Origin of the sequence: Streptomyces sp. NPDC046881, assembly GCF_040645015.1 — a bacterium.
Lineage (GTDB): Bacteria > Actinomycetota > Actinomycetes > Streptomycetales > Streptomycetaceae > Streptomyces.
The window spans coordinates 124,164-146,592 of record NZ_JBEYXJ010000004.1 but is presented as its reverse complement, the minus strand read 5'-3'; the positions used below and the strand labels follow the sequence as shown (position 1 = coordinate 146,592).

At 70.2% G+C, this 22,429-nt stretch carries 16 protein-coding genes; 6 read left to right on the top strand and 10 right to left on the bottom strand.

Annotation, left to right across the window (positions count from 1 at the left end):
* Positions 1-71: 71 nt before the first annotated feature.
* The 3 genes from ABZ923_RS04175 to hemB all read left to right on the top strand — a co-directional run bounded on the left by ABZ923_RS04175 (position 72) and on the right by hemB (position 2,866).
* Positions 72-530, top strand: coding sequence for an ATP-binding protein (locus ABZ923_RS04175; protein WP_361466520.1), 459 nt, complete (start codon positions 72-74; stop codon positions 528-530).
* Positions 531-794: 264 nt separating this feature from the next.
* Positions 795-1,754 carry a helix-turn-helix domain-containing protein gene (locus tag ABZ923_RS04170; protein ID WP_361466519.1) on the top strand — a complete coding sequence of 320 codons (960 nt, stop codon included), beginning with the start codon at positions 795-797 and terminating at the stop codon, positions 1,752-1,754.
* Positions 1,755-1,873: 119 nt separating this feature from the next.
* Positions 1,874-2,866, top strand: a complete 993-nt coding sequence (hemB, locus tag ABZ923_RS04165) for a porphobilinogen synthase (protein ID WP_361466518.1) — start codon at positions 1,874-1,876, stop codon at positions 2,864-2,866.
* Between the two features lie 28 nt (positions 2,867-2,894).
* Here hemB and ABZ923_RS04160 read toward each other — a convergent pair whose 3' ends face one another.
* Positions 2,895-3,716, bottom strand: coding sequence for a DUF4253 domain-containing protein (locus ABZ923_RS04160; protein ID WP_361466515.1), 822 nt, complete (start codon positions 3,714-3,716; stop codon positions 2,895-2,897).
* Between the two features lie 70 nt (positions 3,717-3,786).
* Positions 3,787-4,176 (bottom strand): VOC family protein, encoded by a 390-nt coding sequence (locus ABZ923_RS04155; protein WP_361466513.1) that lies wholly within the window; start codon positions 4,174-4,176, stop codon positions 3,787-3,789.
* A gap of 73 nt (positions 4,177-4,249) precedes the next feature.
* Here ABZ923_RS04155 and ABZ923_RS04150 point away from each other — a divergent pair, with 73 nt between their 5' ends.
* Positions 4,250-5,314, top strand: coding sequence for a YafY family protein (locus ABZ923_RS04150; RefSeq protein ID WP_361466511.1), 1,065 nt, complete (start codon positions 4,250-4,252; stop codon positions 5,312-5,314).
* On the opposite strand, the gene ABZ923_RS04145 is transcribed toward ABZ923_RS04150, so the two are convergent.
* The 4 genes from ABZ923_RS04145 to argS all read right to left on the bottom strand — a co-directional run bounded on the left by ABZ923_RS04145 (position 5,223) and on the right by argS (position 14,977).
* Entirely contained in the window at positions 5,223-5,888 is a 666-nt protein-coding gene (locus ABZ923_RS04145; RefSeq protein WP_361466508.1) for a hypothetical protein, read from the bottom strand. The two genes, ABZ923_RS04150 and ABZ923_RS04145, sit on opposite strands and share 92 nt — an antisense overlap.
* 380 nt (positions 5,889-6,268) lie before the next feature.
* Positions 6,269-7,540, bottom strand: a complete 1,272-nt coding sequence (locus ABZ923_RS04140) for a CHAT domain-containing protein (protein ID WP_361466505.1) — start codon at positions 7,538-7,540, stop codon at positions 6,269-6,271.
* 6 nt (positions 7,541-7,546) lie between these two features.
* Positions 7,547-13,066 (bottom strand): FxSxx-COOH system tetratricopeptide repeat protein, encoded by a 5,520-nt coding sequence (gene fxsT, locus ABZ923_RS04135; RefSeq protein ID WP_361466578.1) that lies wholly within the window; start codon positions 13,064-13,066, stop codon positions 7,547-7,549.
* 147 nt (positions 13,067-13,213) lie between these two features.
* Positions 13,214-14,977: an arginine--tRNA ligase gene (gene argS, locus ABZ923_RS04130; protein ID WP_361466503.1), complete on the bottom strand. Its 1,764-nt coding sequence runs from the start codon at positions 14,975-14,977 to the stop codon at positions 13,214-13,216.
* A 128-nt stretch (positions 14,978-15,105) separates the two neighbouring features.
* Here argS and lysS point away from each other — a divergent pair, with 128 nt between their 5' ends.
* Positions 15,106-16,845 (top strand): lysine--tRNA ligase, encoded by a 1,740-nt coding sequence (gene lysS, locus ABZ923_RS04125; RefSeq protein WP_361466501.1) that lies wholly within the window; start codon positions 15,106-15,108, stop codon positions 16,843-16,845.
* Positions 16,846-16,901: 56 nt separating this feature from the next.
* Here lysS and ABZ923_RS04120 read toward each other — a convergent pair whose 3' ends face one another.
* From ABZ923_RS04120 to ABZ923_RS04110, 3 genes are all read right to left on the bottom strand, one after another.
* Positions 16,902-18,194, bottom strand: coding sequence for a DUF2637 domain-containing protein (locus ABZ923_RS04120; protein ID WP_361466498.1), 1,293 nt, complete (start codon positions 18,192-18,194; stop codon positions 16,902-16,904).
* Between the two features lie 92 nt (positions 18,195-18,286).
* Positions 18,287-19,183, bottom strand: a complete 897-nt coding sequence (locus tag ABZ923_RS04115; RefSeq protein WP_361466496.1) for a DUF3558 family protein — start codon at positions 19,181-19,183, stop codon at positions 18,287-18,289.
* A gap of 126 nt (positions 19,184-19,309) precedes the next feature.
* A complete protein-coding gene (locus tag ABZ923_RS04110) occupies positions 19,310-20,158 on the bottom strand; it encodes a DUF3558 domain-containing protein (protein WP_361466494.1) in 849 nt (282 codons plus the stop codon).
* 215 nt (positions 20,159-20,373) lie between these two features.
* On the opposite strand from ABZ923_RS04110, the gene ABZ923_RS04105 reads away from it, so the two are divergent.
* Positions 20,374-21,567 (top strand): RtcB family protein, encoded by a 1,194-nt coding sequence (locus tag ABZ923_RS04105; protein ID WP_361466492.1) that lies wholly within the window; start codon positions 20,374-20,376, stop codon positions 21,565-21,567.
* A gap of 46 nt (positions 21,568-21,613) precedes the next feature.
* Here the strand turns inward: ABZ923_RS04105 and ABZ923_RS04100 are convergent, their stop codons facing one another.
* Positions 21,614-22,414 (bottom strand): LAGLIDADG family homing endonuclease, encoded by an 801-nt coding sequence (locus tag ABZ923_RS04100; protein ID WP_361466490.1) that lies wholly within the window; start codon positions 22,412-22,414, stop codon positions 21,614-21,616.
* Positions 22,415-22,429: the final 15 nt, after the last annotated feature.

The window sequence follows — 22,429 nt, the reverse complement described above, 5'->3', positions numbered from 1 at the left end:
GCACGGACAGCCTCCGTCCGCACGGGCTGTCGTGCTTCACAGGCTAAGCACGCTTGGACACGCTGAGTGACGTGAACGAGCGAATCTCCACCCTCCGCACCCCGGCGCGCCAGTTCTGTGTGCCGCTCTCCTCGACCCGGCGCGGCGCCCGCCTCGGCCGCCTGCTCGCAACCGAGCAATTGCGCTCGTGGGGGATGCCGTTGGACCCCGCCCGGCTGATCGTCGCCGAGTTGACGGCGAACGCCGCGCTGCACGGCAGGGTGCTCGGACGGAGCTTCCGGCTGGCTCTCGCGGTGACGGCCGAGGGGGTTCTGCGTATCGAGGTCACCGATACGCGTGGTGACGCGCTGCCCGTTCCGCGGGCCGCCGCCCCGGGGTCGGCCGAGTCCGGCTACGGGCTGCTGCTGATCGAGGAGTTGGCGGACCGCTGGGGTGTGCGGCACGGGCCGGTGCCGTGCAAGACGGTGTGGGCCGAAGTCGATCCGGCCGGGCCATCGGCGCACCTCGCACCGAAGCCGGGGAATGCGTGACGCGGTGGCTCCGCGGCCGGGGCTGCGGGCCGTAAAAGACCTAAGAACCTAGGGAAAAAACCAACCAACCAAACCAAACCCCGCGTAGGTCACTCGCGCGGGTGAAACGGGTCGGTCCGGCTGGCGCAGCGGTGGTTCGGGCGTGCAGTCTCAGCCCGAGGCATATGCGCCTCACCACTTCACAACCCCCACATGCATCGGCCCCCGCCGGGACGGCAATCCCAGTGCGAGGGCCTGACCAACGAGGAAGAAGAGACCTTCCCCATGGCTGAGAAGAAGCCTAACGCCGTCCTGCGCCCGATTCGGGCTCTTCGGCAAGCCACCACACCCTCCGGGGTCACCCACGTACGTACGTACCAGTCCGGCCAGTACGTCGTCATCGGCAACCACCTCGCCCAGCACCGCGACCTGTCGCTGACCGCCATCGGACTCGCCACCCACATCCTGTCGGTGCCCGAGGGCACCCCGGTCGACATCCGCAGCCTCGCCGAACGCTTTCCCGAGGGGCGGGAGCGGATCGCCTCCGCACTGCGAGAGCTGGAGGCGTACGGCTATCTGGCGCGGGTCCGCGAGCACACGGAGTCGGGCCGCCTGGTCACCCGTACCTACGCCCACCACACCCCTGCCCGGGCCGCCGTATCCGGAATTCCGGTACGCGTCCCGGACCGGCCCGCAGCCCCCCTTGCCCGTGCCACCGGCGGCCGAGCGGCCGGCGCGGAGGCCGAAGAGACGTCCCAGGAGGACGACCAAACGCCCGGCGACGAGCCCCCGGCGCCGCCGAAGGCGCAGGCGCACAGTTCCGCGCAGCCCCCGGCCGACCGGCACCACAGGGCGGCCGTCACCCTCCTCGCAGGCCTGCGCCGCACCGACGACCGCTTGACCCTGTCCCGGCGGGAGGTGGACCGGCTCGCTCCCGCCGTCGTCGCCTGGTTCGCGGGCGGTGCCACGGCCGCCGTCGTCCACCGCGCCCTTACCGCAGGCCTGCCCGTGGAGATGGGGAACCCGGCCGGTGTGCTCGCCTACCGCCTCCGCGAGCTGCTGCCGACACCCCTGCCCGCGAGCCCACCGTCCGCGCCGGTGACCAGCGAAGCCACTCGATGTCTCCCGTACCCCTTCCAGACCTGCGACGGCTGCGAACGCGCCTTCCGCGCACCCCGCCCGGGCCGCTGCCGCGACTGCCGCGCCGACCGGACGGTGCCGGACGAAGGCGTACGCGCCGCATGAGCCTGCTGCACCAGCCGGTGGCCCCCGCGCAATCCGTCTGCCGCAGGGGAGGTCGTTCCCATACCCGTCCGACTCCGCGTCGGCAAAGGCATGGGCGGGGCGGGCGTAGCGTAGAGGGCATGACGAAGTACGGATCCTTCCCCGGTACGCGTCCCCGACGGTTGCGCACCACCCCCGTCATGCGCCGCATGGTCGCCGAGACCCGGCTGCACCCCGCCGACTTCATCCTTCCGGCGTTCGTCCGGGAGGGCGTCAGTGAGCCGGTGCCGATCGGTTCGATGCCCGGGGTCGTGCAGCACACCCGGGACAGCCTGAAGAAGGCCGCGCTGGAGGCCGTGGAGGCGGGGGTCTCCGGGATCATGCTGTTCGGCGTGCCGGAGGACGGCAAGAAGGACGCCCTGGGCACGGCCGGCACCGACCCGGACGGGATCCTCCAGGTCGCCCTGCGCGACGTCCGGGCCGAGGTCGGCGACGACCTGCTCGTCATGTCCGACCTGTGCCTGGACGAGTTCACCGACCACGGGCACTGCGGGGTGCTGGACGCCGAGGGCCGTGTCGACAACGACGCCACCCTGGAGCGGTACGCCGAGATGGCGCAGGTGCAGGCCGACGCCGGCGCCCACGTCGTCGGCCCGAGCGGCATGATGGACGGCCAGATCGGCGTCATCCGCGACGCGCTCGACCAGATCGGCCGCGAGGACGTCGCGATCCTCGCCTACACCGTCAAGTACTCCTCCGCCTTCTTCGGCCCGTTCCGCGAGGCCGTCGCCTCCTCCCTCAAGGGCGACCGCAAGACGTACCAGCAGGACCCCGCCAACTGGCGGGAGTCCCTGCGGGAGCTGGAGCTGGACCTGGCCGAGGGCGCCGACATGGTGATGGTCAAGCCGGCCGGCCCCTACCTCGACATCCTCGCCCGGGTCGCGGACGCGGTGGACGTGCCCGTCGCCGCCTACCAGATCTCCGGCGAGTACGCGATGGTCGAGGCCGCCGCCGAGAAGGGCTGGATCGACCGGGACCAGGCGATCTTCGAGACCCTCACCGGCATCAAGCGGGCCGGGGCGCGCACCATCCTCACCTACTGGGCCACCGAGGCGGCCCGGAAGCTGCGCTGACCCGCCGCCGGCCCGCCGGGGCGTCGCGTCAGTCCCACCAGAAGGACCAGGCGGGCGCCCCGATCAGGCCCTTCGCGTAGGCGGCGAGGGTGTCCTGCTCGCCCTGGAGCACGTTGTCCGGGCAGAGCGCGAAGTGCTCCGCCGCCACCGCCTCGGCCTGCTCCTGCGTGATGGGCGGGGCGGCGACGGACACGACGAGGGTGTCCGGGCCGAGCGCCACCACCCGGGCACCGAACCGGTCCTCCCAGGAGCGCAGCACCGCGCAGATCCGGGCCACGTCGGCCTCGTAGTTCACGGCGCCGGTCCAGCCGATCGCCGCCGGTATGTCGGCGGACCGCCGGGCCGGCACGAGCGCGAGGTGGGCCACCTCCACGCCCCGGTCCGGATCGGCGGCCAGCACGTCGGCGACCTGCGCGGCACGGGTGTCCGGGTCGGCGGAGAGCGCGGCGGGGGCGGCCGCGAGACCGGGCCACTCCTCCCCGAACGGCTCGATCTCCTCGGCGAGTTCGCCGTCCTCCGTCTCTTCCTCCCAGTACTCGGCGAGGACGTCCGCGCCGTCGTGATCGCCCGGGTACGACGCCTCACCCGGCAGCAGCACCCAGTCGTCCAGGCCGTCCGTGCCGGCGCCGGTGTCGACCAGCACCGGCAGCAGGCCGACCCGCGCCCCCGGCGCCCCCAGCGCCTTCCAGGAGCCCGGTGCGGCCGGCTTCTCCGCGTACCACAACAGGGGCTCGGGCCAGGGGCCGTCGTCCGTCATGTCGACGAGTCTGCCGGGCGGCAGTTGAAGACCCAGCGAACGCCCACTGGGGTCGGTGGCCAGCTTGGGCAGCGGATTGGGAAGAGTCGCCATACCGCCGACTGTACGGCCCCCCACTGACAACGCCCTTGGCCGTCACGGCCGTTGCCGCGCCACCGGGCGGTCAGACCAGCGTGGTGATGCAGAACGGGTGGCCCGCCGGGTCCAGCAGGACCCGCCAGCGGTCCGGCTGCGGCTGCGTCTCCGGCTTGGTCGCGCCCAGCTTCAGCAGGTGGGCCTCGGCCGCCTCCAGGTCGTCCACGCCCACCTCGATGTGGGCCTGCTTCTCCTGGGCCGGGTCCGGCCAGGTGGGGCGGCGGTAGTCGGCCAGGCGGTTGAAGCCCAGGCCCGGCGCGCCGTCCTTGCCGCCGAGGAAGACGAAGTCCTCGGAGGTGTAGGCGACGGGGAGGCCGAACATCTCGGCGTAGAAACGGGACAGTTCGAGCGGGTCGGCGCAGTCGAAGGTGACGGCTGCGTAGCGGAGGACGGGCGCGGAAGCGGTGTCTGTGCTCATGGGGACGACCGTAGGACACGACCCGGACAGATACGGTCCTGGTCGTGCGGGCCCGTGTGGAAGACTTCCGCCCGTGCTCAGCGCCTCCGCCCGTCTGCTGCGTCTGCTCGCGCTGCTCGCCGCCCGGCCCGCCTGGACCTGCGCCGAGCTGGCCGACCGGATGGCCGTCACCGACCGCACCGTGCGGCGGGACATCGCCAAGCTGAGGGACCTCGGCTACACGGTCGACTCCGACGCCGGACCCTGGGGCGGCTACCGGCTGCGGGCCGGCTCCCGCGTGCCGCCGCTGATCCTGGACGACGAGGAGGCGCTGGCCGTGGCCGTGGGGCTGCGGGAGGCCGCGCTCGGCGGAGCCCTCGGCGGGGACCAGGCCGCCCTGTCCGCGCTGCTGAAGCTGCGGCAGGTGCTGCCGCCCCGGATCGCCGAACGGCTCGGGGAGTGGGACGACGCCCTGGTACGGCTTCCCTGGCCCGACGCGCCGCGGCTCCGGCCCGGCATGCTGCTGGAACTGGCCGCCGCGTGCCGGCGCGGCGAACGCGCCCGGCTGTCGTACCGCGACGGGCAGGGCCGCAGCACGGTCCGGGACGTCGACCCGTACCGGCTCGTCCACACCGGACGGCGCTGGTACTTCGTCGCCCGGGACGTCGAGCGGGGCTGGCGCACCTTCCGCGCCGACCGCGTCGAGCGGCTCCAGCCCACCGGCCGCCCGGCGGAGATCACCGACCCGCCCGACCCGGCCCGGCTCGTCTCCCACAACACCGCCAACGGCCCCTACCCGCTGTCGGCCACCATCCGGCTGCCGCTGCCCCTGGCGGACGCCCTGCGGGTCGTCCCCGCCACCGTCGGCACCCACCGGGCCGACGGCCCGGACGCCACCGTCGTGGACATCGGCGGCCCCGACGCGGACGGCCTCGCCCGCTACCTGCTCGGCCTCGCCACCCCCTTGCGCGTCCTCGCCCCGGACGCCGTGCGGCAGGCCCTGGCGCGGCGGGCGCGGGAGCTCGCCGAAGAGAACGCGGCTCATGAGCCGGTGGAGCGAACAGGTGTCAGCGGGAGCGCTCCGCCAGTGTCAGCAACAGGTGAGCGGACTCGGCCCGCTGGAAGTCCGAGTGGGCACCCGCCGGAGCAAGGCGGGTGAGCCTGCTTCCCCGGTAGAGCCAGCCGGCATCCACATTGACGATGCGGTGGTCCAGCGCCTGCTGTGGATACACGGCGTTCGTGGGCAGCAGCCGGGTGGGGAACGGGTCCACCGGCGCGGCCCCCGCGCCGGAGTGCCCGATGCCCGGGGCTCCTTCGGCACGCAGATGCCAGAAGCCCGTGGCCCGGTCCCAGCGGGAATGCGTCAGGACGAGAGGCCCCCGAAGCGGCGCGCCCGGAGTCTCCCCGGAGGGGAACAGCCTGGGGAAGTGGCGGACGAACGCGTCACGGGGAGCGGCCATCTGGAAGATCAGCATGCTGTCGACCGTGAAGGGCTGCCGAGGGTCCCGCGGTGTGCTCCAGCCAAGGACGGGGGGACGCGGCGGCCGTTCGGCCGCCCGCTGCACCGCCTCGCAGAGGAACCGTCCGCCGAAGGAATGGCCCACGAGATGCAGGTACTGCCCCGAGCGGTTGGCCAGCACCGCGGGATGGGCCGGATTGGCGCGCCGGTCGTCCAGATAGCCGAGAAGGTGGGCGAGTACGTAGGGTGCCTGGCCGACGCCTTGGGCACTCATCGCATGGGCTCGGTCCCGGATCCTGCGGTAGCCCCGCAAAGAGGGCAGGCTGGAGGAGGGCCAGCGGACGACCACGCACCAGGGCCGGTAGCCCGAGGTCACGCCCGGATACAGTCCCGGCCGAGCGGACCGTAGGTCCAAAGCGTGCCGGAGCAGCCGCGCAGCGGTGTGTGTCGCGGTGCCGGGCGCGGTCTGCCAGCCGTGGACGTACACGTATATGTCGCTCGCCCAGGCCGGGATCCGCAGGTGGTGTTCCAGATGCTCGCGGATCCTCGGGGCCGGTACCGGCGTTCCGCTGCCCGGAGCCCTGATCCTTCCCTGTTCGTCCAGGTCGACCTCTGCGGGCCGGGGCAGGGGCCTGGGGTTCGTCCGAGGGCGGGTCACGAGGAGAGGTCCAGTCTGCTGTCGAGGCCGCAGTGCAGTGAGTAGGTGAGGGCGAGGGGGTTGCGGAAGTCCTCGGCGAAACGGCGTACCAGTCCTCGACTGATCTCTCCCGCTGTGTGGGTTCCGCTCAGGTAGAGGTTCAGGAACTCGTACGCGTACTCGCTGGCGAAGTCCTGGGGTATCTCGATCTGCGGTCCCAGCACACCGTCGGCGCCGAAGTTGATGAGCGCTCGGCCGAGGTGTTCCAACTGGGGAGCGGCGGCTGGTTGTCCGGCGTGGCAGGCGTTGAGCAGGACGAACGGCTTGAAGCGGGTACGCGCGGGGTCCTTGATGCGTCTGCGCCTGAGTTCGATGCTGTCGGCGTCGATGTGCCGCTCGTCGGAGAGCCGGAGCACCAGGTGCGGATGGGGCGAACCGTTGTCGACGAAATGGCCGTGGCACCAGAAGTACATGAGGTCTTCGTCGAAATCCGCACCGGACAACGCCTCCAAGAGTGGGCCGGCCTCGGTCCGCACGGTCAGCCTGGAGCGTTCCTCCAGCAGTTTGCGCACCTCGGGTGCTCTACCGACCGAGTCCAGCCGGGTGTCGGTGTTGAGGCTGGTGATCGCCTGGGCCCGCGAACCCCACGGGGTGTCGTACATCGGCCACGTGCCGCCGGTCTGTTCGATCTGGTGCCGGTGGCCGAGGAAGGAGCCCCATGGCCCGCCGTGGTCCCTCGGATCCAGGGAGAGCATGGGCCAGGGCAGGTAGATCTCCGAGTCGAAGCTGATCCGCAGCGACCGCTCGCCGCCCAGGATGTCCAGGAAGAGAGCCCGCAGCGAGCGCTCCTCATGACTGTCGCCGCCGAGCAGGCAGTCGAGCAGGTAGGCGCCCTCCTCGGCCATGTCGCCCGTCAACCGGTCCATCAGGTCGGCGTGCGCGGACAGATCAGCGGTCTCGGCGAGCGGGTAGCGGACCTCTCCGTCGATCGTCTCCGTGTGGCACACCACGCGGTCCCGCCATGTCGTCCGCAGCCTCGCGGCCTTTTGCACCAGCGTCGGGGCCGGTACGGACAGGGAGGCACGAGGCGACCGGGTGCGCACGCGGGGTACGGCCGACCCCATGATCAGAAGAACGAGGTCGTCCCCGCCGTTGCGGGAGAGCACGACGCTGAGATCCAGCGGTTCACCGCGCGACGGGCTCCTCTCCGAGCCGGGGCGCTGCCGGGGCAGCACCGTGTAGTCGAGCGAGGGGTTACCGAGTATGTCGACGGTCAGGTCCTGGGGCATGGCTGGTCAGTCTCTCCCCGGGGAACTCGGGACAGCGGGTGCGGGAACGTGGACGGTCACCTCCAGGTCCTGCAGCACGAAGCCGGACTCGTGGTCGTACACGGTGAACCGGACGCGATGCGCCCCCGGCTCCTTGGCGGTGAAGCCGAAGCGGGCCGGCTCGCCTCCGGCCACGTACTCCTGCGCGGCCGGCTCGATCACCCCTGCCGTGCGGACTCCCGCCACCAGCAGCAGCGGCGGCAGTTCCGGCGAGGCCGTCCCCCCGGAGCGCTCCAGCCACACTTCGATGGCCGCTCCGGTTCCGACGCTCGGGTCGTCCAGGAGGGTCACGCGGGGCAGCCAGGCGGGTCGCAGCCGGGCCAGCTGGGAGCGGAGTGTCTTCAGGCGCGGGTGGTCCGGCCCGAGCACCCGCTCCCAGCGCGCCAGCAACTCGTCGTCGGACGGCTCGGTGTCGTGCCCCTCCGCCTCCGCGCGGACGAACGCGAGCATGGTCAGACTGTCCAGCGTGTCCGGATCGTCGGGACCGAGGATGCGTTCCCGCCCGGCATGCACTGCCCGCAGTAGCCGTACGGCTCCCTCGGTATCGCCCGCTTCGGCCATCGCGCGGGCCAGGGTCTCCGTCCACGTGGGGTAACCGTCGTCGGCTCGTTCCAGACACACCATGACGACCGGCCTGACACGGTCATCGGCGCTTCCGCCGGCAGCTTCCCGATGAGCCTCGGCGAGGCCTTCGGGAGTGCTGGGGAACTCCGATCGCTCCCATAGCCGCGCTCGGTCGGCGAGCGACGCGCGCTGGACGGCGAGGGCCCCCTCGGGGTCGTCGGCCTGCACCAGTGCGTAGGTCAGGTCGTCCCGTAACCGGAGCGGGACGCGATGGCAGGGTCCGTACAGCCTCGTCGCATCCTCGACGATCCGTTCGAACTGGGCCACCGCTCGCTTCGGTGGGCCGAACTCGGTGGCCAGCAGCGCGATACGAGCGCGGACGTGCAGGGTCGTGGGGTGGTCCTCCGCCAGGACGGTCCGGCAGTCGCGCAGCAACTCCTCCATGACCGCGATCGCTCGCCAGTGATCACCCATGTCCCGGCAGGCGAAGGCCAGATCCACTCGCCACGCGACGGTGCTCGGATGCAGTGGCCTGTGCAGTCGAAGGCCGTCGGCGACCAGCGACTCCAGTTCACCCACGGCCTCCTTGTAGGCACCGGAGAGGCGGAGGACCCGGGTGAGCGCGTCGCGAGCGTCGAGCACCCTGGGGTGGTCGGCACCCCGCACCCGTACGAGATCGGCCACCTGCTCCCGGCGAAGCCCGAGGGACTGGGCGAAGTGCCCGGCTGCGCGGTGAGCGGACGCGAGCCTGCCCCGTGCCGTGAACGTGAACGGGTGATCAGGTCCCAGGACGCGGATGCAGTCGGCGACGAGCCGTTCGGACAGACGGATGGCCTCCGCCGTATCGCCCGACCGCTGACGTACCAGGGCGAGGGTGAGCCGGGCGTCGAGCGTGTCGTGATGGGATGCCCCCAGCGTGCGTTCCCGGTCCGCCAGCACCGCCACGGTATCGCGCAGTGCACCGGCGAAGTCGTCGGCGTCGAGCCGCGTGCGCGCCAGCCAATGTCGTGAGGCGAGGACCTGCGGGTGGTCGCGGTCCTGGACCTGGAGCCGCCGGTCCAGCCAGTGCTCGCGGATCCGGACGGCCCGTTCGTGTTCCGCAGCGCTTTGACAGGCGTAGGCGAGGTTCTCACCGGCGGTGATCGTGCCGAGGTGAAGGGGTCCCTGGACACGTTCGCGATCCGCCGCGAGCGCTTCGAACTCGGCGATCGCCCGGTCGTGTTCCTCTGCCAGTTGGTGCGCGAAGGCCAGCCAGTTGCGGGCGAGCAACGTGTTGGGATGGTCCGGGTGCCGCAACCGCCCCCAGTCGTCGACGTTCTGCCGGGAGAGAAGTGCTGCTCGCTGGTAGTCGCCCGCGTCACGGCAGGCGGCGGCCAGATCGTCGCGGGCGTCGAGGGTGTCGGGGTGATCGGATCCGTTCAGCCGTGCCCGGGCGGCCCAGATCGCCTCGAACTCGGCAAGCGCGAGTTGGTACTCCTCGTCCTCGCGGTACGACATGGCCAGGTCACGGCGGGCGTCCAGCGTCCGCGGATGATCGTCCCCCTTGAGGCGGATCCATCGACTGATCACGTCCTCGAAGAGGGACCTGGCCTCGCGGTGGCGCTCGGCGTCCGCATACGCGTAGGCGAGGTTCGCACTGACCACGAGGGTGTCAGGATGGTCCTCGCCGAACACCCGTTGGTAGTCGGCCATGAGCGAGGCGAATTCATCGATCGCGCGCTGGTGGTCCCCCGCGTACTTGCGGCAGAGAGCCAACTCGTTGCGTTCGATCAGCGTGCTCCGGCTGTCCGCGCCGTGGAGCCGGATGCGGTCCCTGAGTACCTCCTCGTAGATCTTGATCGCGCGCCGGTACTCGTCGGCGGACCGAAGCGACCAGGCCAGCTGGTGCCTGGCCTCCAGGAGGTCGGGGTGGTCGGCTCCCTGGACCCGCCGGCGGTCCGCGACCAGTGCCTCCCATGCAGCGATCGAACGGTCGTACTCGCAGGCGAGCCGGTACGCCTCGGCGAGCCATCCCCTGGTGTTGAGGACCTCCTGGTGATCCGGTCCCAGTGCCTGTGCCATCTCTTCGAGGAGCTGCTGGTACAGGCGGATCGCAGCGGCATACTCCTGGGCGGCGGTGTGCGCCCCGCCCAGCGCCCGGCGCGTGAGGTACACGTCCGGGTGTCCGGGGCCCAGGACGCGTACCTGGTCCGCCACCAGGGCGTGAAACTCCGAAACAGCACGCTCCGGGAAACCCGCCAGCTGACGGCAGCGGGCCAGATACCACCGGGTGTCGAGGACCCGGGGGTGGTCGTCACCCATGATCCGGATCCGGTCACGCAGGACACGCTTGTACAGAACGGTGGCCTGCTCGTACTCGGATGCCGCCTGGTACGCGTAGGCGAGGTTCTCGGTGGCGGTCAGTGTGGCGAGGTGGTCCTCACCCTGAATGCGGGCGCGATCGTCCAGGAGGCTCTGGAGCTCCAGGATCGCCCTGGGGTGGTCCCCGGCCAGTTGCCGGGCGTAGGCGAGGGCGTTACGGGTGGACAGGGTCTCGGGGTGCTCCGGTCCCCGGACCCTGGCGTAGTCCTCGACCAGGCGCTCGTATTCCGCGAGCGCCTGCGGGTAGTCCGCGAGGGTCCGATGGGCGTACGCGATGTCCGCCCGGTAGTCGAGCGTGTCGGGGTGGTCGCGGCCCTGGCATCGTTCACTGTCCTCTGCCAGAGACGCGAACTCCGGGAGGGCCGCGGCGGGGCCCTTCGCGTCCATCAGGGCGTAGGCCAGGCTCTGGCGGGTCTTCAGCGTTTCCGGATGGTCCTCGCCCTGGATGCGGCCGCGCTGGGCTCGCAGGGCCCTGTACAGAGAGATGGCTTGTTGCTGGTTGCCCGCCGCTTCGTGGGCGGAGGCCAGCCAACCCCGGCTCGTCAGGGTGTCGGGGTGGTCGGTACCCAGGACCCGCTCCCGGTCGGCCACCGCCTGCTCGTACAACCGCAGTGCCAGCTGGTGGTCTCCTGCCCTGAGATGTGCGTAGGCCAGGTTGTTGCGGCTGGTGAGGGTGTCGGGGTGGTGGTCGCCGAGGAGGCGTCGGCGGTCTGCGACCACGGCCTCGAACTCCTCCACTGCAGGCCGGTACTGACCTGCCCGCTGGCGCGCGTAGGCCAGGTCGTTGCGGCTGGTGAGGGTGTCGGGGTGGTGGTCGCCGAGGACGCGCCGGCGGTCTGCGACCACGGCCTCGAACTCGCGCACGGCGGCCAGGACGTCTCCGGCCTTCCGGTACGCGTAAGCGAGCCTGTGCCTGCTGGCCAGCGTCGAATGCGCCTCCCTGCCCGACAACCGCGAGCGGTTGCGGAAGACCTCCTGGCACAGGCGCACGGCCTTGGCCGGGTCACCGGCTTTCGCATGCAGTTCGGCCAGACGATCCTGGTCGGCGAGGGTGGCGTCGGCGTCCGCGCCCAGCAGCCGAAGCTGGTTCTCGACCACGCACTCGACAAGGGGGATGGCCAGCACATGCTGCTCACGGGCGACGAGTTCGTCGGCCGCGCGCCGGTACATCTCCGTCACTTCACCATGCGGGGTCTTCGAAGGCCCCGTCTTCGCCAGCGCCTGGATGTGCGGAAGCCACTGCTGCCAGACGCCCCGCTCCGCCTCGGCGTCCATGGCGGACGTGCCGGGGAGCGCCCTGGCCAGAGCCCGTTCGGCCCGGCTGCGAATGCCGGCCGCCCGCACGGAAGCCGCGGCACGGAGGGTCTTCTGCATCAGCCGGTGCAGCGAGACGACGTCCTCGCCCACACTGACCAGGTTGTAGTCGGCCAGCACGTCCACAGCGGTCCGTGCCTCGGCCTCGCTGTCCGCCAACGACAGGAGCACCCGCACCGGGAGCGCCTCGGGCGCGTACCAGGCCAGTGCCATCAACAGATCCACAGCGGCCGGGCAGCGCTCACGGATCGCTCGTGAACTGGTGAGCCAGATCTGTGCGATCGCCCGGTCCAGTCCCTCGGACGGTGCCGTCGCCTCCAGCGCGTCGCCTGCGGTGGCGGCCAGCTGCGAGCGGTAGGAGGCGAAAGACGTGCCTGTCTCGCGTACGTAAGCCGCGGCCTGTGCCAAGGCCAGGGGGAGGTGTCCCAGATCCGACGCCAGCAGGCCCGCCTGCCCCCGCTCCGCCGCGGTCGGGCGACGATCGGGGAACGCCACGTTGCACAGTAGGTCGACGGCCAGATGCGGAGCCAGCACATCAAGGCTGACCAGGCGCGTTCCGGCACGCCATCCGGCTCGTCGGCGGCTCGTGACGAGCTGGTGGCCGTGGCCTAAGAGCCGGCTGAGGAACGGGTTGACGTGGAGCGGGTCGTTGACGTTGTCATAGACGATCAGCCAGCCGTGATGGGACTGCAGCCACCTGACGGCCCACTCGGTGCGCTCCCTGGCACTGGCCTCCAGTGCCCACTCGGGGTGGATACGGACGGCCAGATCGGCAAGAGCAGAAGCGATCTGCTCCTCGCTCTCGGCAGTGATCCACCAGACCAGCGAGTAGTCGCGGAGGTGGCTGTGCGCGTAGTGCAGAGCCAGCGTCGTCTTGCCCACACCGCCGAGGCCATGGACGGCCGCGGCCTGGGAGATCACACCCGCACCGGACGTCAGCGACTCACGGAGGCCTCGCAGAGCGTCCGTCCGACCCACCAGACCGTCCTTGGCGGCAGGAAGGTTGTGCAGCCCCGAGGGCGCGGACAACCAGGCGGCAGCGGCCTTCGCCGCGGCCGAGAGCGCCACTGCACGTTCTTCCAGATGAGGATTTCCGCCCGCATCGATCGGTCTGGCACGCCGCAGCGCGGCCGTGCCGTCGACCTGCCCCAGCACGTTCTCGGCGGTCAGCGAACCCTGAGCGGTGCCACCCGAGCCCGACAGGGAGGTCCCAGGACGCACGGAACCTAACTCAGGCGAGATCACCACAGCCAACGAGCCCCCCGATGCCACCGCCCCATGCCCGCCAGAGCCACCTGACAGGCAACCAACCGTACAAAACCGGTTGCGTGTTGTCACGACCGTGGGCCCCGCGCCCGGAGGTATTCAGGGGCGCGGAGCCATGCGCGGACCCGGTCAGAGCTTCTCGGGCGTGCGGATGCCCAGCAGGGCCATCCCCTGGTGCAGGGTGCGGGCCGTGACGTCGCACAGGAACAGGCGGTTCTCCACCTGGTCGGGCGAGCCGGCCTTCAGCACCGGGCACTTGTCGTAGAACGACGTGTACAGGGACGCCAGCTGGTACAGGTACGCCGCCAGCTTGTGCGGGGCGTACTCCGTCGCCGCCTCCCGCACCGTCTCCGCGAAGGAGTCCAGGTGCAGGCCGAGGGCGCGCTCCGCCTCGTGCAGGGCCAGCTCCGGGTGGGCCGCCGGGGAGACCGCGCCGGCCTTGCGGAGGATGGACTGGATACGGGCGTAGGCGTACTGGAGGTAGACGGACGTGTCGCCGTTCAGCGAGACCATCTGGTCCAGGTCGAACTTGTAGTCCCGGTTCGCCGACGTCGACAGGTCCGCGTACTTCACCGCGCCGATGCCCACCTGGGCGCCCCGCTCGGCGATCTCCTCCTCGGACAGGTCCTGCGCCTTCTCCCGGACCACGGCCGACGCGCGGTCGATCGCCTCGTCCAGCAGGTCGACCAGGCGGACCGTCTCGCCCTCACGCGTCTTGAACGGCTTGCCGTCCTTGCCGAGGACCGTGCCGAAGGCCAGCTGCACCGCCGTCACGTCCTCGTTCAGCCAGCCGGCCCGGCGGGCGGTCTCGAAGACCATCCGGAAGTGCAGGGCCTGCCGGGCGTCCACCACGTACAGCAGGGTGTTCGCCTTGAGGTTGAAGACGCGGTCGCGGATCGCCGAGAGGTCGGTGGCCGCGTAGCCGTAGCCGCCGTCCGACTTCTGCACGATCAGCGGGACCGGGTTGCCGTCCGGGCCCTTGATGTCGTCGAAGAACACGCACAGGGCGCCCTCGGAGCGGACGGCGACGCCCGACTCCTCCAGCAGGCGGCAGGTCTCGGCCAGCATGTCGTTGTAACCGGACTCGCCGACGATGTCCGCGTCCCGGATCTCCATGTCCAGCTTCTCGAAGACGGAGAAGAAGTAGATCTTCGACTCGTCCACGAACTTCTGCCACATGGCGAGCGTGTGCTCGTCCCCGGCCTGGAGGTCGACCACCCGGCGGCGGGCCCGCGTCTTGAACTCCTCGTCGGAGTCGAAGAGCTTGCGCGCGGCCTTGTAGAGGCGGTCGAGGTTCGACATCGCCTCCTCGCCCGTCACCTGGGCGGCCTTGTGGTCCAGCTCGTGCGGGTGCTCGTCCAGGTACTGGATGAGCATGCCGAACTGGGTGCCCCAGTCGCCGATGTGGTGCCGGCGGACCACGTTCTCGCCGGTGAACTCCAGCAGCTGCACCACCGAGTCGCCGATCACCGCGGACCGCAGGTGGCCGACGTGCATCTCCTTCGCCACGTTCGGCTGCGCGTAGTCGATCACCGTCGTGCCCGGCTGCTCGGCGGACGGCACGCCGAGGCGGCCCGTCTCGTCCGCGTACCGCGCGGCCAGGTTGGCGGTGATCGCCCTGTCCGCGATCGTGATGTTGAGGAAGCCGGGGCCGGACACCTCGACGTCCGCGATCACGTCACCCGTCACCACGCGGGAGACGACCTGGGTCGCCAGCTCCCGCGGGTTCGCCTTCGCCTTCTTCGCCAGCGCCAGGATGCCGTTGGCCTGGAAGTCGGCCCGGTCGCTTCGTCGCAGCAGCGGGTCCGCGCCGGCGGCCTCCGGCAGGGTGGCCGAGAGAGCGGTCGCGAGGTGCTGCTGGACGTTGTCGCTGAGGGACGTGACCGAGGCCATAGGAAGGGGTGCCGTTCTCCTCGTGGGGATGGATAGACCCGCCCAGTATCCCACGGGGGGTAAAGCCGTTTTCCCGGCCGCGATCCCGTCTGTGAGAATGGAGTGTCACCCCGTTCAGAAAGAAGGACGTGCCGATCGTGGCTCAGAGCACCGAGACCACCGACTGGGTCTCCCGTTTCGCGGATGAGGTCATCGAGGAGTCGGAGCGCCGGGCCCCGGGCAAACCGGTCGTCGTCGCGTCCGGACTCTCCCCCTCCGGGCCGATCCACCTCGGCAACCTCCGCGAGGTCATGACCCCGCACCTCGTCGCCGACGAGATCCGCCGCCGCGGCCGCCAGGTCCGGCACCTGATCTCCTGGGACGACTACGACCGGTACCGCAAGGTCCCGGCCGGTGTCGCCGGCGTCGACGAGTCCTGGGCCGAGCACATCGGCAAGCCGCTGACCTCCGTCCCGGCCCCGAACGGCTCGCCCCACCCGAACTGGGCCGAGCACTTCAAGGCCGCGATGATCGAGTCGCTCGCCCAGCTCGGCGTCGAGTTCGACGGGATCAGTCAGACCGAGCAGTACACCTCCGGCGCCTACCGCGAGCAGATCCTGCACGCCATGCGGCACCGGAACGACATCGACGCCATCCTCGACCAGTACCGCACGAAGAAGGCGCCGAAGAAGCAGCAGCAGAAGCCGGTCGACGCGGCCGAGCTGGAGGCCGAGGAGGGCTCCGGCGCCGCCTCCGAGGACGACGGAAGCTCCGGCTCCGCCGGGTACTTCCCGTACAAGCCGTACTGCGGCGGCTGCGGCAAGGACCTGACCACCGTCACCTCCTACGACGACGACAGCACCGAGCTGACGTACACCTGCACCGCCTGCGGCTTCACCGAGACGGTCCGGCTGAACGAGTTCAACCGCGGCAAGCTGGTCTGGAAGGTCGACTGGCCGATGCGCTGGGCATACGAGGGCGTGATCTTCGAGCCCAGCGGAGTCGACCACTCGTCCCCCGGGTCCAGCTTCCAGGTCGGCGGCCAGATCGTCGGCATCTTCGGCGGCAAGCAGCCCATCGGCCCCATGTACGCCTTCGTCGGCATCTCCGGCATGGCGAAGATGTCCTCCTCGCGGGGCGGGGTCCCGACCCCGGCCGACGCGCTGAAGATCATGGAACCGCAGCTGCTGCGCTGGCTCTACGCCCGCCGCCGGCCCAACCAGTCCTTCAAGATCGCCTTCGACCAGGAGATCCAGCGGCTCTACGACGAGTGGGACAAGCTCGCCGCTAAGGTGGCCGACGGCTCCGCCCTGCCCGGTGACGTGGCCGCGTACTCCCGCGCCGTCGGCACCGCCGCCGGCGAACTGCCGAAGACCCCGCGCCCGCTGCCGTACCGCACGCTGGCGTCCGTCGCCGACATCACCGCCGGACACGAGGACCAGGCCCTGCGGATCCTCTCCGAGCTGGACCCGGAGCAGCCGATCGCCTCCCTGGACGAGGTCCGGCCGCGCTACGACCGGGCCGAGGCCTGGATCAACACGCACGTCCCCGCCGACCAGCGGACCATCGTGCGCGACGAACCCGACGTCGACCTGCTCAAGTCCCTCGACGAGGCCTCCCAGCAGTCCGTACGCCTGCTCCTGGACGGACTCGCCGACCACTGGTCGCTCGACGGACTCACCCACCTTGTCTACGGCGTCCCCAAGGTCCAGGCCGGCTTCCCCGCCGACGCCACGCCGAAGGAACTCCCGCCCGAGATCAAGACGGCCCAGCGGACCTTCTTCGCCCTGCTGTACCACCTGCTCGTCGGCCGCGACACCGGCCCCCGACTGCCCACCCTGCTCCTCGCGGTCGGGCAGGACCGGGTACGGCGCCTGCTCGGCGAGTAGGACCGGGCGGCAACGCACAAGGGGCCCTCCCGGCGGAGGGCCCCTTGTTCATGCCGTCATGCGATGTGCTCGTCCTGCATCTCCTGGTAGTGCCGCTCGGCGAAGATCTTCACCAGGCGCTCGGCCTCGCCCCGGGGGAGCGACACGCCGTAGGTCGCCTCCACGTCCTCCCTGAGCTGCGGGCCCGTGGGATAGCTGCCGTCGATCGACTTGCGGAAGACCTGGTAGTAGTCCTCCTCCGTCGGCTCCGGCTCGGGCGTGCCGCCGCCCTCGCCCAGCTCGCGGGTCCGGGTCGCGCTCACCGGGATCGGGAAACTGCCGGTCTCCTCGGGAGACGGCTGCTGGAACTGCTCCGGCGGCTGCTCCTCGTACCACTCCCCGTACTCCTCCTCGGGGGCGTACTGGGGCTCCTGCATCATCGGGTCGTACGTCGGGTCGTACCCGCCGTGGTACTCGATCTCCCGCGGCGCCTGGAACCAGGGGCTCTGCTCGTCCGCCGTGGGGTCCTCCGGGCGCTGCCCGGCGGGCGCCGCCTGCCTCGGCACGGGCGCCGCCCCGGCGGCACGACCGCCCGCGGCGGCTGCGGCCGGCCCGCCCGCAGCCGCGGCACCCGCCGCCGCCAGCCGCGGCTGCTGCGCCACCGCAGGAAGGAGCGCCGGCTCGATGCCCGCCGCCGCCAGGCCCGCCGGGGCCGTCTCGGCCAGCGGCACGCCGTACCTCGCCAGCCGGAGCGGCATCAGGGACTCCACCGGAGCCTTCCTGCGCCACGCCCGGCCGAAGCGGCTGCGCAGCCGCGCCTGGTAGACGAGACGTTCCTGCTCCAGCTTGATCACCTGATCGTAGGAACGCAGCTCCCACAGTTTCATCCGGCGCCACAGCAGGAACGTGGGCACCGGCGAGAGCAGCCAGCGGGTGAGGCGGACCCCCTCCATGTGCTTGTCCGCCGTGATGTCGGCGATACGACCGATCGCATGCCGCGCCGCCTCCACCGCGACGACGAACAGCACCGGGATCACCGCGTGCATCCCCACACCCAGCGGATCCGGCCACGCGGCCGCACCGTTGAACGCGATCGTCGCCGCGGTCAGCAGCCACGCCGTCTGGCGCAGCAGCGGGAAGGGGATCCGGATCCAGGTCAGCAGCAGATCAAGGGAGAGGAGAACACAGATACCTGCGTCGATACCCACCGGGAACACATAGGAGAAGTTCCCGAATCCCTTCTTGATGGCCAGCTCGCGGACGGCCGCGTACGAACCGGCGAAGCCGATGCCGGCGATGATCAAAGCGCCGGTCACGACCACGCCGATGAGAACGCGGTGCATCCGAGTCAGCTGCAGTGGCGCGGCCACTCGTACTCCCCTCCCATTGCGTGTTGTTGCGCGCAACAGAGTGGCACACGTGTGCGGAGAACGTGGTGCCGGTCAGCCGCTACGGCCTCCGGTCAGCTCTCCCGCGCGGCCGACTTGGACGGAGATGCACTGGAGGAGGCCGACTTGGACGGCGACTTCGACGGCGACGCCGACTTCGACGGCTCCGAGGACCGGGACGGCGAACTCGCCCCACCGCCCGCACCGTTGGCCGACGACACCGACGCCACGACCTCCTTCAGCGCCTTCTCCGCCGCCTTCGTCAGATCGTCCGCGTCCGGAGTTTTCTCACCAGCGAGACCCGCACCGTTGTAGTCGAGCGTCACCACGACGTTCTCCACCCGGGCGACGACCGTCTGCTGCTTGAAGAGGCCTTCCTTCTTCTTCAGGTCGTACCGCACCGCCGTCGCCTCCGCACCCGTACCCGACAACGGCACGACCTTGGTGTTCTTGGCGCCGTCCACCGACTGGACGTCCTTGGCCTGCCGCGAGAAGTACGCGTGCGCCTGGTCGGCACCGGAGCCGCGCGAGGCATCCGAGTCGAACCGCAGCAGGGAGACCGTCAGCCAGCGGAACTGCGAACCCTTCACCCCGTTGTTGTCCAGGCTGTTCCACGAGCAGGACGCACGCGACGACGGATCGTCCGAACTGCCCTTCTTGGCCGACTTCACACCCTTGGGGACCAGATCCTCCAGGGTCTTCTTCCCCAGCACCGCACACGCGTCGGGAAGCTTCTGGTACGCGGCGGCCTCCACGGTCGGCGACGCACTCGCCGACGGCTGTGTACTGCCGCTCCCCGCCGACGGCGTGCTCTCGTCCCCGGACTTGGCCTTGGAATCACCCGAGTCCGAGGAACAGGCGGCCGTGATCAGAACCGCGGGAACGGCTGCCGCGCAGACAAGAGCGCGGCGGAGGCGCTTGGCTCGCTGGCTGGGCTGGGCACGGTCGTCTCGCTGGGCTGCTCGCTGCATGGTTCCTTCACTCATGACGCTCGGTGTTCGTGCGGGTTCCTGCGGGGCCACGGTACGCGGTGAGGGCGCCGCGGGCTTTCCGTTCCCGCGCTTTGCGGACAGGGCCGGAGGGGGCCGGCGAGACCGTCAGCCACCCAGTGCGTCATCCAGCCGAGAGGCCAGATTCAGGGCGCTGTCCTGCATTTCCTTGCTGTCCGGGACCGTTCCCATGGCCATCGGCTGCTCCTCGTACTGGAGCGTGACGATGACATTGGACGTGCGGAACACCACAGTCACCGTCCGCTGCTCGGCCGTCGAACCGGACGTGTTCAGCCGGTCGTCCAGATACGCCTCGTCACCGAGATCGGAAAGCGCGCGAGGCTGCAGATCCGTGGGCGTGGCACCGGAGGAGGAGGCGTCCGGGGACGCGGACGAGGAGGCGCTGCCGCTCGCGGACCCCTTCGGGGACGCGGCCGAGGGCGAGGCCGGCGACGCGGACACCGAGGAGGTGGGCGTCGGGGACGCCGGCGCCGACGAACTGCTCGGCACCGGCAGATCGGCGGCCGTCTCCTTCTCCTGGAACAGCTTCTGCGCCTGATCGTCGTCGCTGACCGTGTTGTCGTACGACACCACGCGCTCCATGTCCACCGACAGCCGGTCCGTGGCGTCGGCGGACTCCACCTTCCACCGGCAGCCGACCTTGCGATCGGTGTCGTAGGTGAGCGCGGCCTCGCCCTGGTACGCCTTGTCCCGCTGGTCCGGGTCGGTGATCTGCCGGATGCCCGGCAGCAGCGCGTCCAGCGTGTCGTGGTCGACCGCACCGCAGGGCTCCGGGAGCGTGCGGTACTTGCCCGGCTGCGCGGCCACCGTCGCCGTACCGGCGTCGCCCGGATTGGCGTTGTCCGTCGCGCCGCCGTCCCCGGAACCGCTCGTGCAGCCGGCCAGCAGCGCCGCGAGGAGGGCGGCGGTGCCGGATACGTACGCCTTCCGCTGCACGGTCGGGCTCCTCTCGACGGTGTGTGCTCGCTCGGTGCTCCAGTGTCCCCGCTGGTTATTCGCTTGCCGCAGCGGGGCGCCCCCTGGAGACAATGTCTATCGCACGCACTGCGGTGGACGCCGGTCCCTTGTCCCTTTTCGTCGACTTTGGCGCCGCTTTTGCGTTTTGCTGCTTTTAAGCCTTTTGTTGTTGCTTCCGGGGGAACGAGGAACATATGTCGTACGTGGAGATGCCGGGCGCCAAGGTCCCGATCCGGATGTGGACGGACCCGGCGACGGTCGAGGACGTGGCCCTGCGCCAGCTCCAGAACGTGGCCACCCTGCCGTGGATCAAGGGCCTGGCCGTGATGCCGGACGTGCACTACGGCAAGGGCGCCACGGTCGGCTCGGTCATCGCGATGCAGGGCGCGGTGTGCCCGGCCGCGGTGGGCGTGGACATCGGCTGCGGGATGTCGGCGGTGAAGACGTCCCTGACGGCGAACGATCTCCCGGGTGACCTGTCGCGGCTGCGGTCGAAGATCGAGCAGGCCATTCCGGTGGGGCGGGGGATGCACGAGGAACCGGTCGAGCCGGGGGACTTCCACGGGCTGGCCACGGCCGGCTGGGAGGACTTCTGGGGGCGGTTCGACGGGGTCGCGGAGGCGGTCAAATTCCGTCATGATCGGGCAGAAAAGCAGATGGGGACGCTTGGCTCGGGCAATCACTACATCGAACTCTGTCTGGATCAGTCAGGTTCGGTCTGGCTCACGCTGCACTCCGGCTCCCGGAACATCGGCAAGGAACTCGCCGAGCACCACATCGGTGTGGCCCAGAAGCTTCCGCACAACCAGGGCCTGGTCGACCGTGACCTTGCCGTCTTCGTGTCGGACACCCCGCAGATGGCGGCCTACCGCCATGACCTGTTCTGGGCGCAGGAGTACGCCAAGTACAACCGGGCGCTCATGATGGCACTCCTGAAGGACGTGATCCGCAAGGAGTTCAAGAAGGCGAAGCCGACCTTCGAGCAGGAGATCTCCTGTCACCACAACTATGTGGCGGAAGAGCGGTACGAGGGCATGGACCTGCTGGTGACCCGTAAGGGGGCGATCCGGGCCGGCACTGGTGAATTCGGGATCATCCCGGGCTCGATGGGCACCAGTTCGTACATCGTGAAGGGTCTCGGAAACGAGAAGGCCTTCAACTCTGCCTCGCACGGGGCTGGTCGTCGTATGAGCCGCAATGCGGCCAAGCGTCACTTCACGACCAAGGACCTCGAGGAGCAGACGCAGGGTGTTGAGTGCCGCAAGGACTCCGGAGTGCTGGACGAGATTCCGGGTGCCTACAAGAACATCGACCAGGTGATGAACCAGCAGCGCGACCTCGTCGAGGTGGTGGCGAAGCTGAAGCAGTTCATCTGCGTGAAGGGCTGAAGCGGAGGCCGGCCCCCGGCCTGAGCCGGGGGCCTCGTGCATCCGGTCACTGATCGGCGGGAGTCGGCACTCGGCCGGTGCGCAGGCGCCAGAGGCGGAGGCTGCAGCTCTGGGGAGTTCTGTCGAGTGCCTCCGCGGCGGCCGTGGGGCTGTTGAGCTTCAGTAGGATCCGGTCTTCCGGATCGGTCCAGCGGCGCGCTGTATACGCGGCCCTCATGCCGTGGGGGCGTACCCACGCGGAGAGGGAGTCCGCGGCCACGTGCTTGCGCTCCAGCGAAAGGCAGCCGGGGTAGTAGAGGTGGCCTGCCAGGCGCTGCGCCAGTTCCATCATGTAGAGAACGTTGTAGATGCCTTCGCGGGCGTTCCGCTTGGCGGTGCGCTCGGCTCCAGTGACTTCCTTGCCGTAGGCGGACAGGAAAGACGCGATCGCGCTGCTGGCGCTGCTGAGGGAGACGAAGGGGAACCCTTTGGCGGTGTAGCCGACCGAGCCGTCGGCGTCGATCAGGCCCCGAAGATAGTCACGGCGCGAGAACGTCACACTCGGTGGACTGATCAGATCGGACTTGCGTCCGTACGGCAGGCCGAGCTTGTTGATCGTGGTCCTGGCTTCCAGCGCATGCACGCTCCAGATGGCGGCAGTGTGAGTCGCGGCGAAGTTGGTCGACCGGGTGCGTTCGGTGATGTAGCTCTTGTAGGGCGTCAGCTTCTGGAACTCACGCAGCAGATCGATGTCCCGGGCGCTGATCTCGACGGTCAAGCGCCCTTTCCGGCCCTGGCCCATCGCCAGATGCCCATCCGCCTGAAAAAACCCGAACATATACGCGTACTCGGGGACCGTGAGGTCCATGAACCGGTGGGCGTT